The sequence below is a fragment of the Flavobacterium sp. 2755 genome (genome assembly GCF_031455715.1).
In the GTDB taxonomy this organism is placed as follows: Bacteria; Bacteroidota; Bacteroidia; order Flavobacteriales; family Flavobacteriaceae; genus Flavobacterium.
This window is the reverse complement of record NZ_JAVDTG010000015.1, coordinates 61,699-79,209: the sequence shown is the minus strand read 5'-3', so window position 1 is coordinate 79,209 and position 17,511 is coordinate 61,699. Positions and strand designations below refer to the sequence as shown.

11 protein-coding genes are annotated in these 17,511 nt (G+C 35.5%); 3 read left to right on the top strand and 8 right to left on the bottom strand.

Annotated elements, in window-relative coordinates; all coding sequences use genetic code 11:
• Positions 1-147: 147 nt before the first annotated feature.
• The 6 genes from J2Y38_RS23800 to J2Y38_RS23775 form a co-directional block, all read right to left on the bottom strand.
• Positions 148-1,173, bottom strand: coding sequence for a N(4)-(beta-N-acetylglucosaminyl)-L-asparaginase (locus tag J2Y38_RS23800; protein ID WP_309847700.1), 1,026 nt, complete (start codon positions 1,171-1,173; stop codon positions 148-150).
• Between the two features lie 169 nt (positions 1,174-1,342).
• Positions 1,343-2,422, bottom strand: coding sequence for a putative glycoside hydrolase (locus tag J2Y38_RS23795; protein ID WP_309847698.1), 1,080 nt, complete (start codon positions 2,420-2,422; stop codon positions 1,343-1,345).
• A 14-nt stretch (positions 2,423-2,436) separates the two neighbouring features.
• Positions 2,437-3,507: a carbohydrate-binding family 9-like protein gene (locus J2Y38_RS23790; RefSeq protein ID WP_309847695.1), complete on the bottom strand. Its 1,071-nt coding sequence runs from the start codon at positions 3,505-3,507 to the stop codon at positions 2,437-2,439.
• Between the two features lie 7 nt (positions 3,508-3,514).
• The gene (locus tag J2Y38_RS23785) at positions 3,515-4,480 is read right to left on the bottom strand and encodes a glycoside hydrolase family 130 protein (protein WP_056203439.1); all 966 of its coding nucleotides are present in this window, start codon (positions 4,478-4,480) and stop codon (positions 3,515-3,517) included.
• A 195-nt stretch (positions 4,481-4,675) separates the two neighbouring features.
• Positions 4,676-6,553, bottom strand: a complete 1,878-nt coding sequence (locus tag J2Y38_RS23780) for a sodium:solute symporter family protein (RefSeq protein WP_309847692.1) — start codon at positions 6,551-6,553, stop codon at positions 4,676-4,678.
• 38 nt (positions 6,554-6,591) lie between these two features.
• Positions 6,592-8,835, bottom strand: a complete 2,244-nt coding sequence (locus tag J2Y38_RS23775; protein ID WP_309847690.1) for a GH92 family glycosyl hydrolase — start codon at positions 8,833-8,835, stop codon at positions 6,592-6,594.
• A 121-nt stretch (positions 8,836-8,956) separates the two neighbouring features.
• Between J2Y38_RS23775 and J2Y38_RS23770 the strand changes: the two genes are divergently transcribed.
• Entirely contained in the window at positions 8,957-10,015 is a 1,059-nt protein-coding gene (locus J2Y38_RS23770) for a sensor histidine kinase (RefSeq protein WP_053471174.1), read from the top strand.
• Positions 10,016-10,084: 69 nt separating this feature from the next.
• Positions 10,085-10,798: a LytTR family DNA-binding domain-containing protein gene (locus J2Y38_RS23765; protein ID WP_073486976.1), complete on the top strand. Its 714-nt coding sequence runs from the start codon at positions 10,085-10,087 to the stop codon at positions 10,796-10,798.
• A gap of 552 nt (positions 10,799-11,350) precedes the next feature.
• Here the strand turns inward: J2Y38_RS23765 and nagB are convergent.
• Together nagB and J2Y38_RS23755 are read right to left on the bottom strand one after the other, a co-directional pair.
• On the bottom strand, positions 11,351-13,264 hold the full coding sequence (nagB, locus tag J2Y38_RS23760; RefSeq protein ID WP_309847686.1) for a glucosamine-6-phosphate deaminase: 1,914 nt from the start codon (positions 13,262-13,264) through the stop codon (positions 11,351-11,353).
• A 140-nt stretch (positions 13,265-13,404) separates the two neighbouring features.
• Positions 13,405-15,504, bottom strand: coding sequence for an alpha-L-fucosidase (locus J2Y38_RS23755; protein WP_309847684.1), 2,100 nt, complete (start codon positions 15,502-15,504; stop codon positions 13,405-13,407).
• A gap of 692 nt (positions 15,505-16,196) precedes the next feature.
• Between J2Y38_RS23755 and hmpA the strand changes: the two genes are divergently transcribed.
• On the top strand, positions 16,197-17,408 hold the full coding sequence (hmpA, locus tag J2Y38_RS23750; RefSeq protein ID WP_309847681.1) for an NO-inducible flavohemoprotein: 1,212 nt from the start codon (positions 16,197-16,199) through the stop codon (positions 17,406-17,408).
• Positions 17,409-17,511 lie beyond the last annotated feature (103 nt).

Below are 17,511 nucleotides of genomic sequence, written 5' to 3'. Positions count from 1 at the left end.
CGATAGCGAACTGACGAAGTAAATCTTCGCAAGAAACTCCTCATAGTAACTCGTCAATCTTTGTAGAGCTACTTGCGAAGATTTCTCGTTCCTCGAAATGACAAGATTGTGGTCAAACTTTATCAAAATTCAATGACAAAATTGCGTTTATTTATCCCACGACATTTTAAATTTCGCATCTTCCATTCTATGCCCCTTTTCATCATCGGAAACAGCATAATTAAAACCAGATCTTAAACTGTAACCTGCATGTTCTCCGTTTTTATTTAAAGCAATAAAACCAACTTGCAGATATTCCATGTCTTTGTGGTTTTTGTGTTTGTTGTAAATACGTTCTGTGATTTCTTTACAGGCATCATAAGGCGATTTTCCCTGACGCATTAATTCGACAACCATGGCACTTCCTGCGGTTCTAATTACAGCTTCGCCCAAACCGGTTGCCGCTGCAGCTCCTACTTCGTTATCCAGAAAAAGACCCGCGCCGATTATTGGGGAGTCACCGACGCGGCCATGCATCTTCCAGGCAGCACCACTGGTGGTACACCCTCCCGAAAGATTGCCATCTTGATCTAACATTAGCATGCTTATGGTATCGTGATTTTCTATATTAATAACTGGCTTGTATTTTGAATCTTCCAGCCATTTTTTCCAGTCTTTTTCAGATTCCGGAGTTAGTAAATTTTCTTCTTTAAATCCTTCTGATAATGCAAATTGCAATGCGCCTTGTCCGGCAAGCATTACGTGTGGTGTATTTTGCAATACTCTTTTTGCTACAGAAATTGGATGCATAATTCCTTGTAAAAAACAAACCGAACCGCAATTGCTGTTGTGATCCATAATACAGGCATCAAGGGTTACTTTTCCTTCGCGATCCGGATATCCTCCGTAACCTACGCTTCGTACATTTGGATCTGCTTCGGGAATTTTCATTCCTGCCTCAATGGCATCTAAAGCTGGTTTTCCGGCTTTTAATTGTTCCCAGGTTTCTTTATTAGCAGGTAAACCGTGATTCCAAGTTGAAATTACAACTGGCTTTTTTACTTTTTTTGAAGGAAATTCTAATGCGCCTTCTTTTTCATTTTTTTTCTCTTTTGCAAATCCGCTAAAGCCTACAGAACTTACGGCTGCTGCGCCTAAAGCTGCTTTTTTGATAAAGTCTCTTCTATTTGACATGCTTTTTTACTTTTAGTTTTATTTAAACACATAGGAACATAGTTTTTGAAACCGCATAAAGGCGTTTCACTTGCATTAACAAACATAGCTTTATCGCCTGAACTTTGTCAAAGTTTAAAACTTTGACAAAGTTGAATTATCAATATATGTTTCTATGTGTTTAAAAATATTACTTTAAACTTGCTTTTGTTTCTTTGATTGTCTTTAAATTACTTTCAGACAATGCATTTCCGTCGAAAAATGAAACTCCAACTGCTCCATTTTCTTTTGCTTCTAAAATAGCTTGTTTTAGCTCTTTATCATTTTTCAATCCCGGAATATAAATTCCTGTATTGATTTTCGTTTTCTTATCTTCTAAATCGGCAACACCTTGTTTGGTAGCATAACCAACCCAGTCAATTTCTTCATTGTAAAAACTGTGGTAAATCATTGGATATACTTCGTCGATATTCCATTTGTCCCAACGCTGACGCACCATGTGATCTGCCATTTCAGGATAAGGAAATACGGCTGCAGTTAATTGTTTATTGTGTTTGTGTGCAATTTTATAAGCATCGTCAACAACGGCTTTTATCGCATTTAAACGGAAGTTTTTCCACTCCATATCGATAGATGTGTTGTGGCTTTCTTTTGGATTTTTATGATGGATTTTTTCGAATGCTTTTACACATTCGTCACAATAACAAAAATCGAATTGAGGTAATTCTACATCCTGAACCAAGTTGTATTTTGGCAATAAGCTGATTGGCAAAAAGATGTCCGGGAAACGAATATAATCTAAGTGAACACTTTCGATTCCGTCTACTTTTGCTAATTCTTCCACTAAATGCAAAACGTGTTCTCTTGATTCTTTTCTGGTTGGACATAACCATTGGTAATAATCAACATACGGACGATTGTCGAAACAAGATTTTCCTTCTTTACTTACCTGATACCAATCCGGATGTTGTAACGCAACTGAATCATTTGGACGGTTCATCGCCATAATCCAAGCGTGAACTTTTAGGCCTTCTTTTGTAGCAAGCGGCACTAATCTTTTTAAAAGTTTTTGATCTGTTGTTGTATTGATTAATACTTCGTCGATACCGCCGTCTTTGTATTTTTTGAATTCTTTGGTGTAATCTGCGTCTGATTTTTTGGCGTCTGCGGTTGTCCAGACAGCAAATTTAAATGAGGTGGTTTCTTCTTTTTTGGCACACGAAAAAATGCTGAATGCCAGTAAAAAAAGTAATAGTTTTGGTAGTTTCATAGTGGTTTTGTGGTTTATTTTGCTATTATTTTTCCGTCCTCTTTTATCACAAATGTTTGATTCGAAAAAGGGCTTTTTACTGAAATATTATATCCGCTGGAATGATTTTCTAAGATAGGTTTTAAAATTTTATTATCAACACTGATGTTTTCTTTTGTAAGATTCGCCAGTGATTTTGCCCAAACTTTATTCTTTTTAAAATATTCTTTTTGGGCTCTGTACAAATTGTAAAGTTCCCATTTTACTTTTTCGTCCTGCGGAATTGTAAAGGTATCTTTTCCTTCTTTTGAAGAAAAATAAACATAGCCCCATTTTTCAGGTTCATGCATATTAATGACACCCATTGGCGACCAAACCCAGTTATATTCTGGCAAAAATTTTCCGTCGGCGTCTTTTTTGCGTTCGTATTTACCGTCAACAAGAGAATGCTGCCAGTTTACTCTTGAAAAATTAACTCTCCAAAATTTATCTACAGGTACGTTTTGATCGAAAAAAGAGGTTTTGTAAGATGCCCACGGAATCGCCATTTCTAATGTCCAGCCTTGATCAATATCAGTTGGATTATTAAGCGTTCCCTGAACTTTAACTGCCGATTTTAAACCTGGAATATTCCAGTCGTTTAAAACTACGAGATCATTTTCTCTATAAGGTTTTGATAAAAATAGATCCCAAGCAGTGTTCAAGGCGTTTATTTCTAATTCGTAATAGTTAAAAGTGTCGCTGTCGGGATCTATAAAAACTTCGAAATCATTGTTGTAAAAAATAATGGTGTCACGTTGCTTTAAATTGGCCCAAACGTGCGGTTCCTCCATCTTTGCTAAAATATAAAAATTGGTTTCGTCCCACAGCATTTTGACTTTTGTTGCATACTTGGGTTTAATGCCGTTTTCTATATCTTCAAAAAGATCAGTCCAATCTGCTTTGCTCCATGAAGCATCAGATTCATCTCCGTCAATTGTAATTGGACTTGTTGTTTTTGAAGCAACGTATGTTTTAGGAATAATGGTATTTTTCTTCGATTGAGAAAAACCCACAACCGAAAAAGAAACTAAAACAACTGTTAACCATTGAATTTTTAAACGCATGCTTTTTCTATAAACTGTTATCTTTTGTAAACTGAATTACTTCACTTAATTTACCAAATGCAATGGCTACTGCGGTATCTGCTGCACCATAGTAAACGGCTAATTTATCTTCTTCTGTATCGTGTAAAGCGGCACATGGGAAAACTACATTTGGTACATCTCCTACCATTTCATAAATCTCTGCCGGGCCTAATAAATATGGCTGTGTTCTGTATTTTACTTTGTCTGGTGAATCAACATCTAAAAGTGCTGAACCCATTGCATAACGGAAACCGTTGCAGGTATTGATAACGCCGTGGTAGATCATCAGCCAGCCTTCATTAGTTAAAATAGGAATTGGCCCTGCTCCAACTTTCGTACACTGCCAAGCGCTTTGTTCAAAAGGACTTGGTTTCATTACCAATCTATGTTCTCCCCAATATTTCATATCAGGGCTGTAGCTGATCCAGATATCTCCAAAAGGCGTATGTCCGTTATCACTTGGACGGCTTAACATGGCGTATTTTCCGTTTATTTTTTGAGGAAATAAAACCCCATTTCTGTTGAACGGTAAAAAGGCATTTTCACATTGAAAAAACTCTTTAAAGTCAAAAGTATATCCAATACCAATTGTTGGCCCATTGTAACCATTACACCATGTAATCCAGTAACGGTCTTCGATGAAAACCACACGCGGATCGTATTTATAAGCAGATTCGATCATGTCTGTATTACCAGACTGCATTACGATTGGTTCGTGGTTAATGTCCCAATCGATTCCGTTTTTACTAAAGCCGGCAAAAATATTCATTTGAACCGCTTTGTTATCACATCTGAAAACTCCCGCATAACCGTCTCCAAAAGGAACTACAGCACTATTAAAAATACTGTTTGATGATGGTATTGCATATCTGTCGATAATTGGATTTTCAGAATATCTCCACATTACATCGTTACTGTTTTCGGGTCTGTCTTGCCAAGGAATACTGCTCATTTTTTTTGTTTTTTTATTGTTTGTTTTTTTATTCTCTCACTTTTGTCATCCTGACGAAGGAAGGATCTTCGTTAGTAACTCCGCCTAGAAATTCGCCAATCTTTGTAGAGTTTCTCGTGAAGATTCCTCGTTCCTCGGAATTACAAACTGTATCTTTAAGCTTTGTCTAAGCTCTTGTATCTTTAATCTTGTATCTTAATCTTCAATTTTTCTAACCTTATCCAACCACGTAAACTTCAATATCGTCGTCGTTACTAAAAACACAATCAAAGCTGTAATTGCTTTTGGATAATCTCTGATAATAAAGAATATCGGAAGCAAAATCATACTGGACTGCCAAATAATTCCAATCGCACAATTCATCATATCTCTCCAGAAATCATTGTTTTTTTCGAAAGTAAAATCTTCTGACTTTAATACTTTATAAACCGGACCCCAGAATCCCCAAGGTCTTACGTTTGCATAGAACGATTTTAAAACTTCCATATCTGTTGGTTTGCTTAAAAACGTTCCTAAAATACATCCTAAAATAGAGAAACCAAATATTATTGGGAACAAGTAAATCGCTTGTACTTGTGCTAAATCATATAAAAATGATCCTTCGGTTAAACTTCCTTTAGCCTGACCTAAAGCAAATTGTAAAGAAGCTACAATTAATCCGGCGAACATTCCCCAGAAATAACCCCAGCCATTAAAACGCCACCAAATCCATTTTAGGAAATTTGCTGCAACGTAACCTCCGTATAAAGCACTTGTAATCCAAAGAGTTAAGGAATTGATCGAGTCTGCGAAGAATCCCATGAAAACTCCTAAACCAACTACAAGGAAAGAAGAAATCTGACTTACTTTAATGTAATGTGCATTTGTAGCAACTGGTTTAAAGTATTTTTTATAAATATCATTTACAATATATGCTGGCCCTGCATTTACGAAAGCTGAGAATCCCGACATAAAAGCGGCTAATAAACCTGCTAAAAGGATTCCTTTAATTCCAACCGGGATATATAAATTGACCACTTTTGGCATTAATAATTCTAAATCGGCTCCGGTTAATCCTGTGTTGGCATTTAATTCTGGTGCTAAGTTTACCAATGCAATTACCACGATTCCTGTGATTAATAAGTATCTCGGAATGAATAAAATTAAGTTCGTGAAACCGCTCATATAAGCTGCTTCTTTTACAGATTTAGTTGAAAGAACACGTTGTAAATCGTAACTCGGTGTTGGTCCTGCGACACTTGCAAAGAAACCTTTGAATAACGTCATTCCGATGAAAGCACCAAACATTTTGTAACCTTCAGAATCAATTAAATTATTGAACGTTTGGAATTTATCACTCCATTGGGTTTCAAACTGCCATCCGAAGAAAACATTTTTCCATTCTTCGGTAATAACCGAATTTATCTGAATATCAGTATAATTAACAAAAGCGTATCCGGCAATTAAAACTCCCGCTACAATCATTATTAAATATTGTACAACTTCTGTCGCAACTACAGAAAACATTCCACCTTTAACGGTATAAATGGTAGTTAAAAAGATGATGATTAACGCGTAAGAACGCTCTGAAGTCAACAAAATTAAATCACCATAATGAAGCGTTAAATCCCACGGAAGAATAATGGTTACAAATTTTCCGATTCCTTCAAAGAAATAAGCGATAAAACCAATTGTAGAAATAATGGCAAAAATAGCCACAATAATATGTGATGCTTTTCCGGCTCTGTCGCTTCCAAAACGGGTTAAAATCCACTCAGAACCTGTCATTACTTTTGATCTTCTAATCCAGACTGCAAGGAACATCATTACGAAAATCTGGTTCCATATTGGCCAAAGCCACATGAACATGAAACTTTTTACTCCGTATAGAAAAAGTACTCCAATCATCCAGGAAGTTCCGGAAACATCAAACATTCCAGATCCGTTACTTAGACCTAAAAAATACCATTTGATTGTTTTTCCGCCAAGAAAATAATCATCCAATCCCTGTTTTGCTTTTCTTGAAATCCAAATTCCGATACTCACTGAGAGCAGAATGTAAGCTACGATTATCGATACGTCAATAATATCCATTAAATATATTTGTTAGTAGGTTAGTTACGTTTTTTGTTTTATTTTTTTGTTCCCCAGTTTTTATTTGGCTGAGGTCCCATTACAAAATGTAAAACCCCGCCTTTTAAAATCTGTTGATGTGTGATTGCTGTTTGATTGAATTCGACTCCGTTTAAAGTAGCCGACTGAATGTAAAAATTTTTGTCTGAAACATTTTGAGCTTCAATTACAAAAGTTTTTCCGCCTTCAAGATTGATGGTTGCTTTCTCGAAAATCGGACTTCCAATTTCATATTCTCCCGAAGCCGGATTCATTGGGTATAATCCCATTGAACTGAAAACATACCAAGCCGACATTTGCCCGCAGTCCTCGTTACCGCTTAATCCGTTTGGTGTTGTATTGTATTGCGTATCTAAAATATGGCGTACCCAATATTGCGTTCTCCAAGGCTGACCTGCGTGATTGAACATATACGCAATGTGGTGACTTGGCTCGTTTCCGTGTGCGTATTGCCCAATTAATCCCGAAATATCTGCCGAAACATTGTTTCCTGTAATTTCAGAACTTTCTGTAAATAACTGCTCTAAGCGTTTGGTAAAAGTTTCATTTCCACCGTGAATCGAAATTAAGTTATCGACATTTTGCGGTACAAACCAACTGTGCTGCCAGGCATTTCCTTCGGTATAATCCGTATGTTCTCTGTGGTTCGAATGTTTTGGGTCGAAAGGTTCGTTCCATGATTTCCCGTCATCCGATTTTCCTCTCATGAATCCTGTTTTCGGATCAAATAAATATTGATAGGCCTGAGAACGTTTTAAGAAAAATTCGTAATCAGCATTTTTACCTAAAGCTTTTGCCATTTGCGCTACACACCAATCGTCGTAAGCATACTCTAAAGTAATTGTAACCGATTCGTCTAATAAATTATAAGGGATATAACCGTATTTTTTGTAGAAGTTTAAACCGCGTTCGTCCTGCATCATGGTAGTTTTCATGGCTTGAAATGCTTTTTCGGCATCAAAACCTTTTATACCTTTTAAATAGGCATCGACAATTACAGGAATCGAGTGATATCCAGTCATTGTATTGGTTTCATTGGCGTATAAAGTCCAAACTGGTAATATTTTTTTGGTATCGTAATATGCTAACATTGAGTTTACAATATCTGAAGTTTTGTCTGGAGCCAATAAAGTCAATAAAGGATTTTCGGCTCTAAAAGTATCCCATAGTGATAAGGTCGAATAAGCGGTATAATCTTTTGCTGTAACAATTTGATCATCCTCTTTTCTAAATTGACCGTTTTTATCACTATAGGTTACAGGGGCAACTTGTGCGTGATACATCGCAGTATAAAAAATCGTTTTTAACGAATCTACTGGTGTTTCAACTTTAATTTTACTTAATGCGTTATTCCAAATCGAAGCGGCTTCTGATTTTGTATTGTCGAAATTTGCTTTTTCTCTGTCCAGATTATCTTTGGCATTAGCCACACTTACAGATGATAAAGCGACTTTTATAAATAGTTCCTGTGAGTTTTTCGGGTCAAAAAATAATTGTGCCGATGTATTTTCTGCGTCTGCTTTTTTACCGGTAACAATTTGTTTATCAGCAGATAAAATTGATTCTGTAATAGGTTTTGAAAACTTTGCTACAAAAAATACTTTTTGATTTGCTGCCCAGCCTTTACTATATCTGTAACCGCTTATAGTATATTCGTCTTCAATTGTAATTCCGGTTTTTAAGGCTTTGTCCCAATTTATGGCAAATCCTAAATCGACAATTACAGATTGTTTGTCGTTTTTGGCAAACGTATATTTATGATACGCTGTTCTTTGTGAAGAAGTTAATTCTACATTGATTTTAGGATCTTTAAGAAAAACTTGGTAAGAGCCCGGTGCTGCTTTTTCGTTAACATGACTGTAAATTGATTTATAAGGTAATTGATCGCGTGAAGTTGTTTTTAATGTTAAATCGACTTTTTTATTTGTCGGCATAAATAAAATGTCCGCCAAATCGCCAATTCCTGTTCCGCTTAAATGTAAATGACTGAAACCAGAAACGATAGAATCTGAATAATGATAACCCGAACACCAGTCCCAGCTTGAGATTCCGTTATCCGGACTTACTTGTAACATCCCAAAAGGAACCGTAGCTCCAGGGTACGTATGACCGTGTCCACCTGTTCCTATAAAAGGATCAACATGGTTTACAAAAATATTTTCCTGTTTATTATTTTTGTTTACATTTATTTTACAACTTGTAGCCAAAATTGCAAATAAAGCCGGCACGAGAATTTTCTTCATATAAAACAACCTTAATTTAACTTTAAATTTAAACAAACCGACTTTTTATTAAAACTTATTTAGACGGACAACACATAAACTTAGATAAACATCAAAAAAAGTCACAAAACATACTCATATTATGAATTTCAATTCTAACAAATTATACCGCGTACCTTTGTATTATCATGTGGTTTTTTGGCTGACTTATTTCTTATTTAATACTTTTCGATGGGGAAGTTATTTTAATGACTATTTGTATTCGCTAAAAACCAATTTGCTGGGTTTCCCTATTCACATGACGTTGTGTTATTTGAATATTCTGATTTTTATGCCGTATCTGGTTTACAGAAAAAAGTATGTGCTTTATGTTCTTGCGGTTTTGTCTGCCATCTTCCTTATGGTATTGGTGAAATTTAATCTTACCTATTTGTTAATCACACACAATGTTTGGCCGGAAGGTCCGCAGACAATTGATAAGCTGACTCTTAATTATACCATTGATATGATGATGGGAGAATTGTACGTAATTACTTTTGTTACGGCAATCAAAATCACTTTGGACTTTTTAAAGGAGCAAAAAAGAGTAACCGATTTAGAGAAATCACAGCTGGAAACAGAATTGCTTTTTTTGAAATCACAGATCTCTCCGCATTTTTTCTTCAATACTTTAAATAATATCTATTCTTTATCTGTAGAAAAATCGAATAAAACGCCAAAGATTGTTTTAAAACTTTCAGAATTAATGCGTTATATGCTTTATGATACAAGTGGTAAAAAGCAAAGTTTAGAAAATGAGATTTTATGTATTCAGAATTATCTGGATTTAGAAAGAATCAGAAACGACGAACGTCTTGAAGTGAACATGGAAGTTTCGGGAGATATTCACGATAAAGAGATTTCTCCGGTGATTTTACTGACTTTTGTTGAAAACGCATTTAAACACGGTGTAAACAAAAACACAGGAAAAGTCAGGATTAATATTGATTTTAAAGTAAAAGGAGATTTTCTGCATTTTACGATTTCGAACCCAACGCCAGAAATTACGCAACATCAGGATAATTTTAACAAGTCAAGTGGTATAGGTATCGAAAATGTCAAAAAAAGACTGGAATTAGGATATAATAAAAATGACTATAAGCTTTCATTTAAAAATAAAAAGAATATTTTTGTCGTGAAGCTTGTGATTAAAGTAACCTAAATGCAGCTTTTCCTCGTATATAAGTTTACCTGCTAGATTATTTCGCTCAAATAACATAAGATTATAGAAATGAAGATAAAATGTTTGATTATTGACGATGAGCCATTGGCAATCAATGTTATAAAAAACTATTTAGAGCCGATTGAGAATTTTGAGGTAATAGATACTTTTAGCAATCCAATTGAGGGCTTAAATTTTCTGAAAAATAATAGAGTTGATGTTATTTTTCTTGACATCAATATGCCTGTTCTTGACGGAATTAATTTTATAAAAAGTCTTGAAAACCCACCATTATTAGTTATTACAAGTGCTTACAGCCAGTTTGCAATTGAAACTTACGAACTGGACGTTTTAGATTATCTGGTAAAACCAATCGAATTTCCGAGATTAATGAAAACGCTGAATAAAATCAGCAAAAGGCTCGAAAATAAAACCAATTCTCCACAAGAAAATACCACAGACAGCCCTTTTATTTTCGTAAAAATTGACAAAAAAAGAATGAAGAAGATTTTCTTCAATGAGATTTTGGTTATCGAAAGCTTAAAAGATTACTTAAAAATAAACACCTTAACGGGAAAATATATCATTCACAGCACTTTATCTGACTTTACGGATTTACTGCCGGAAAAAAACTTCCTGAGAATTCACCGCTCGTACACGATCGCAATCGACAAAATTGACGCCGTTGAAGGAAACAGTATTGAAATTGAAGGATTGAGATATGTGATTGGAAGATCGTATATTGATCATGTGAAGCAAAGAATTTTGAATTCTTCGATTTAATACGATTGTCAGTCTGAGCGAAGTCGAAGACCTTTTTATATAACGAGACCTTTGTCAAAGTTTGAAACTTTGACAAAGGTTTTTTGTTTAGTTGAGGTTTGTCATTTCGAGGAACGAGAAATCGCACTAGAAATTCGACAACGAGAATCGCCAATCTTTGTGGAGCTACTTACGAAGATTTCTCGTTCCTCGAAATGACAAGATTGTGTTGAATATTTATTGAGGAAAAACTTTGTAGAGTTTCTAGTGCGATCCCTCCTTCGTCGGGATGACAAAAAATGAGGAAAAACTTTGCGCCCTTCGACTTCGCTCAGGGTGACAAAAAATGACGAACAGCTTTGTGTCCTTCAGCTTCTCTTAATGATAAAGCTGAGAAAAAAAACTTTGCTCCCGATAGCTATCGGGATTGCGTAAACCTTAGCGCTCTTTGCGGTAAAAAAATACGCAACGTATAAAAACAAAAAAAATGCAGCCAACCACGGCTGCATTTCAAAACTTGGTAACTAACCAAATAAACCACATGAAATAGTCTATTTTATTTTAAATATTTTCTTAGAAGAAATATCTCTTGAAAGCTTCAATTGCAGAATAATCTGCTAAACCTAAAGCGTGATATTTTTCTGCTGTTAATCTGTTTCTGTCTTCTGCTCTAATCCAGAATTCTCTGCTGTCATCACCCTGGAACATTACACCATCTTTTTGAGACTGGTGATAGAAAATTGCGTGACGTTTTTTCAACACCTGATCCGGACTCATTGGAACCGCCATTTCAATTTGGTACGTTTCCCATTCGTGCCACGCACCTCGGTACAACCAAACCCAGCAGTCATCCATGTAACTTTTATGTTTCAAACGTTTCAAAGCTTCAAACAAACTGTCCAGACAAACTTTGTGCGTTCCGTGCGGATCTGCTAAATCTCCTGCTGCGTAAATTTGATGCGGTTTTATTCTTTCAATGATATCGCACATAATTTCGATATCCGCTTCACCAAGATTATTTTTCTTTACCGTTCCCGTTTCATAAAAAGGAAGATCAAGGAAATTTACATTAGAATCCGGCAAACCTAAATATCTTGTTGCTGCCAAAGATTCACTTCTTCTAATCAATCCTTTTAATTTTCTAACTTCTAATGAATCGATATCATTACTTTTTTTGTTTTTCAAAAAGTCAATAATCTTTTCCGCTTCAGCAGAATCAGTATTTAATGCTTTTGTAATTTCTGCAAATTTCAACGCTTCCTGATTCGAAACCGCAATATTTCCAGAAGTCTGGTAAGCAATATGAACATCATGTCCCTGCTCTACCAATCTGTCAAAAGTTCCTCCCATTGAGATAACATCATCATCAGGATGCGGACTAAAAATGATAATTCTTTTTCTTTCCGGAGTGGCGCGTTCTGGTCTGTACGTGTCATCAGCATTTGGTTTTCCACCCGGCCAGCCCGTAATAGTCTGCTGCATTTTGTTGAACATTTTAATATTCAAATTGTATGCAGTTCCTTCTTCGCTTAAAACACTTGACATTCCGTTATCATTATAATCTTTGTCAGTCAGTTTTAAGAAAGGTTTTTTGGTCAATTCGCTTAACCAAGCCACCGCTTTCAATTTCAATTCGTCTGTCCAGATTACTGATTTTACCAACCAAGGCGTTTTTACTCTCGTTAATTCTGATGAAGCTTCGGTATCTAAAACAAAAGTTGTGTTGTTGTGCTGTTGTAAATACGTCGCCGGAACCCGAGATGAAATTTCACCTTCGATTGTTTTCTTTATAATTTCTGCTTTGCTGATTCCCCATCCAAGAAGTACAATTCTTTTGGCATTTTTTACTGTACCAATTCCCATTGTAATTGCTTTTTTAGGTACATTATCAATTCCTAAAAATGATGATGCCGCATCAACACGCGTTAAGTGATCCAATGTAATGCTTCTGGTTCCAGAATTTACGTGAGATCCCGGCTCATTGAAACCGATATGCCCCGTTCTTCCAATTCCAAGAAGCTGAAAATCCAATCCGCCGTAAGCTTTGATCTTCATTTCATAATCGATGCAATATTGCTGAAGGTCTTCATTGCTGATACTTCCGTCAGGAATATTGATATTTTGAGGCAGAATATTAACATGATTAAAAAGATGCTCGTGCATGAAATACCAGTAACTCTGAATATCTTTTTTATCCATTGGATAATACTCATCCAAATTGAAAGTCACTACATTTTCAAAACTTAAACCTTCTTCTTTATGAAGACGAACTAATTCCTCGTATACTTTTATAGGTGAAGATCCAGTTGCCAAACCTAAAACACAAGGTTCGTTTAGCTCTTCTTTTCTTTGAATTATATTGGCGATTTCCTGAGCAACTAAAATCGAAGCTTCTTTAGACGAATCGAAAATTACATTGTGTATCTTTTCAAAACGCGTTTCTTCGAACTTTCCAGCCTCTTTGAAATTTATACTTTCTTTAATCATTTGCCTGTTGTTGTAATTATTTAGTATAAAATTAAATATTACATAATGTAAATAATCAAAATTTCGACTAATAACCTGTAAGCTTCGCTAAAAAACAAAATTGGAAACTTTAAGCAAAAAGATTACAAATTAAAATGCAATTATAAAGTTTCAATCGCGTTTATTTCTGCAATAGAAACTGTTGAACCCTTCCCTACCGCTGACTTAGCAACAAAACGAATATATCTGGCTTTAGCTTTTTTGAAAGTCTTAACCTGCTCAATTGGATTGTGTTTAATATTCGAAAATTCACCCTCAGACTGCAATGTCCAGTTTATATTATCGATACTTGTGTAGAATTCGTAATTGGAGATTAAATTAAGATTATTACCCACTTGCTGCGGTACATAAGTAAAACCGTTTATGTTTAAAAGGCTTCCCATATCGATGGTTATTTCCTGCGGAAGTTTATTTTGATCATTACCAAAACTCCAATCTGTATTTGGATTTCCGTCGATAATTCGATCAGCTGATTTTAAATCCCCGCTTGAAGCCGAAACTATTTTCCAGTTTTCTTTTGATGCACCATATTTTGCCGTTTTTACAGCACTGCTTATATTTTCTGCAGCATCAATAGCAACGGCTTTTATAGTAACCGCTTTATTAACCCGAAATACTCCTTTATATAAAGTACTTTTTTTCGTTGGATTTTTTCCGTCAAGCGAATAATAAACTGGATTTCCATCTTCAGATTTTATCGTTACATCGCCATTTTTATCACGCTGAATTTCCGGCATGCGCACAAAAGTCGGCGCGTTGTAAGCCTGAATATTTGAAATAACAATATTGGCCTTTGAGTCTGTAATATTGATTCTTAATGCCGATGCTTTAACTCTGTCGATTCTTAAAATTCGTTTGTAACCAATCGTAGTTTCGTTTGCAACCGTTTTCCAGTTTCCATCAACTTTTGCTTCAACATTAAAAGCTTTTACACGTTGTCCAAGCGCAATATATTCCTGAAGTAAAATTCGGTTTATGTCTGTAGCTTTTTCAAATTCAAAAGTTATCGAGGCAGTTTTTACATTATCATCTGTTGCCCAATAGGTATTTTTATTTCCGTCAGAAACATTTTTTGCAGAAAATTCTAAACTATTTCCTCTAACATTATCAGCCGTAATTTTTGTTTTGGATAATAATTCCGTTTTAAAATCAGCTTTTATGGTTGCAACCAATTCTTTTAATCTAGCTTCATCGTTTTCGTGAACCAAACCTCTTTTATCAACCGGAAGATTTAATAATAAAGTTGCATTTCGCCCAACTGATTCATAATAAATATCAACCATTTCATCCATCGGACGCACTTTATCATCTTCAACCGAATGATAAAACCATCCCGGTCTTATTGAAACATCGGCTTCGCCCGGAACCCATTTTTCTCCATCTTCATGTCCCGACATAAATTCGGTATAATGCACTTTCCCCGCTAATTCATCTTTTTGACGTAAAAGCGACCAGTTTGTTTTTCCGGCACGTCCATCTTCATTTCCAATCCATCTCGCTTCAGATGGACCAACTCCCCAAACCAGAGTTTTAGGTGCCGTTTTGTAAATTAATTTATAGGTTTCATCCCAATTGTAATATTCAAGCGTATTGATTTTTCGGGTTTCATTGGCTCCGCCATAATAACCGTCTCCGCCGTTTGCGCCGTCAAACCACATTTCAAAAACATCTCCGTAATTGGTCAATAATTCTTTCAGCTGATTTCTGAAATAGGTTACATATTCTGGTTTGCCATAATCGGCGCGGTTTCTGTCCCAAGGCGAAAGATATAATCCTAATTTTAAATTGTATTCTTTACAGGCTGCTGCCAGTTCTTTAATCAAATCGCCTTTTCCATTTTTCCACGGAGAATTTTTCACAGAACGTTCCGTATATGCTGAAGGCCATAAACAAAATCCGTCGTGATGTTTCGCAACCAAAATAATTCCTTTCATTCCCGCCGCTTTCACGATACGCGCCCACTGACGAACATCTAAATTAGTAGGATTAAATAATTCCGGAGATTCATCGCCGTAACCCCATTCTTTATTGGTAAAAGTGTTTAATGAAAAATGCACAAAAGCATAAAATTCCATTTCCTGCCAGTCGATTTGTTTTTGCGTAGGAAGCGGTCCAAAAGGTTTTGGAGCATTCGCTAATTCCTGACTTAAACTGCTGGAAATTATACCAAAAAGACATATGGAAAGAAAAATATTTTTCATTGCTGATTTACTTAAAATAATCTGTAAACATAAATGTAATATAAATTGAAGTTTCGCAATGCAGAATTTCGACCAACAACGGATTTGAATTGTTGATTGTTGATTATTAATTGTAAAAAAATAAAAATCAACACAAAGCATATTGTAGAGACGCACAGCAGTGCGTCTTGCGCAACGTAACCACAATGTTTGATATTCGAGACGTAGACGCACTGCTGTGCGTCTCTACGGAATAAAATGAGAATATTCAATTCTTTACAAAAATGAATTGCCTCCAGCTTTAGCTGGAGGTTTAAAATATGAAAACATGAAAGGCTTTAGCCAAACTTTGAAGTTTTGGCTAAAGCCCTTTCTTAATAACCTTTTTTACCTCCAGCTAAAGCTGGAGGCAATTCAAAAAAAAATAAAAATCAACACAACGTATATCGTAGAGACGCACAGCAGTGCGTCTTGCGCAACGTAACCACAATGTTTGATATTCGAGACGTTGACGCACTGCTGTGCGTCTCTACAAAATAAAATGAGAATACCTGTATTCAGTCTCAAATTGAAACCTGAAACAAAAAAACTTACCCCATTATGATTTGGATCATAAAATGGAGCAATACTGTGGGATTAAATTTGCGAATATAAGTTCTAAGGCCTTTTATTTCTTAGAATTTCAATTTTAAATCCTAATCAAATTATTCAAAATGAATCCACAACAAAAAGAGCTTATTAAAGCTACGGTTCCAATTTTACGAGCGAGCGGCGAAGACCTTACCAATTATTTTTATGCCAGAATGTTTAAGCATCATCCTGAATTGCGAAATATGTTTAATATGGGAAATCAGGCAAACGGAAGACAAAAATCGGCGTTGGCAAATGCTGTTTTGGCTTACGCCGAAAATATAGAAGATCCGTCAGTTTTAATTGGCGTATTAAAAGGAATTGGAACCAAACACCGAAGCCTTAATATTCAGCCGGAACAATATAAAATCGTAGGAACACATCTTATCGCTTCTATTGGAGAAGTAGTTGGAGAAGCTGCCACATTGCCAATTCTTGAAGCGTGGACGGTTGCCTTTTACGAACTTGCCGATATTATGATTAATCTTGAAAAAGGTTTATACGAAGAAAATATCTCAAAACCGGGAAGCTGGAACGGCTGGAGAAAATTCGTTATTAAAAAAATTGTTGAAGAATCGGCCGAAATCAAATCCTTCTATCTTTATCCAGAAGATGAAAAAGCAATTGCCGATTTCCATTCCGGACAGTTTATCAGCGTTCAGGTTTTTGTACCTGAGCTGAATCTTTTACAGCCAAGACAATATAGTTTGTCAAGCACTTTTAATCCTGAATATTATAGAATTTCTGTAAAAAAAGAAACCGGAATTGCGCCAAATCCAAACGGATGGGTTTCGAATACAATGCATTCAAAATCTGAAGGCGATGTTATTTCGATTTCTTCTCCTGCAGGATTATTTCATTTAGAAAAAGATTCTCAAAATCCTTTAGTATTAATAAGCGGCGGAGTTGGGCTTACGCCGATGTTAAGCATGCTGGAAACAAATTTGAATTCGATTCAGAATAAAAAAACAATCTGGATTCACGGCTGCAGAAATGAATCTGTTCACGCTTTTAAAGATCAGATTTCAGCCTTAAAAGAAGAAGCAAATCACTTGGAAACCTTTACTTTTTATGATGCTGTAACCCCGGAAAATGTAATTTCAAACGAAGTAATTCACGGTCGCGTTGATCTTCATAAATGCAAAGATTCTATTTTATTAGAAGAAGCCAGATATTATATCTGCGGGCCTGAAATGTTCATCAAAACACAATATGAAGCGCTTATTAATTTAAACGTGAATCAGGAAAATATTTTCTATGAAGAATTTGGACCTCAGCTAATTAATTTGAATTAAAATGAGAATTGTCCGGTTTTATAATAGGAAATTATTAATTCAAGTACTTCAAAATCTGACAACAACGTTTTTTATAACTTTAACTCTCGCCAGTATTAACTGC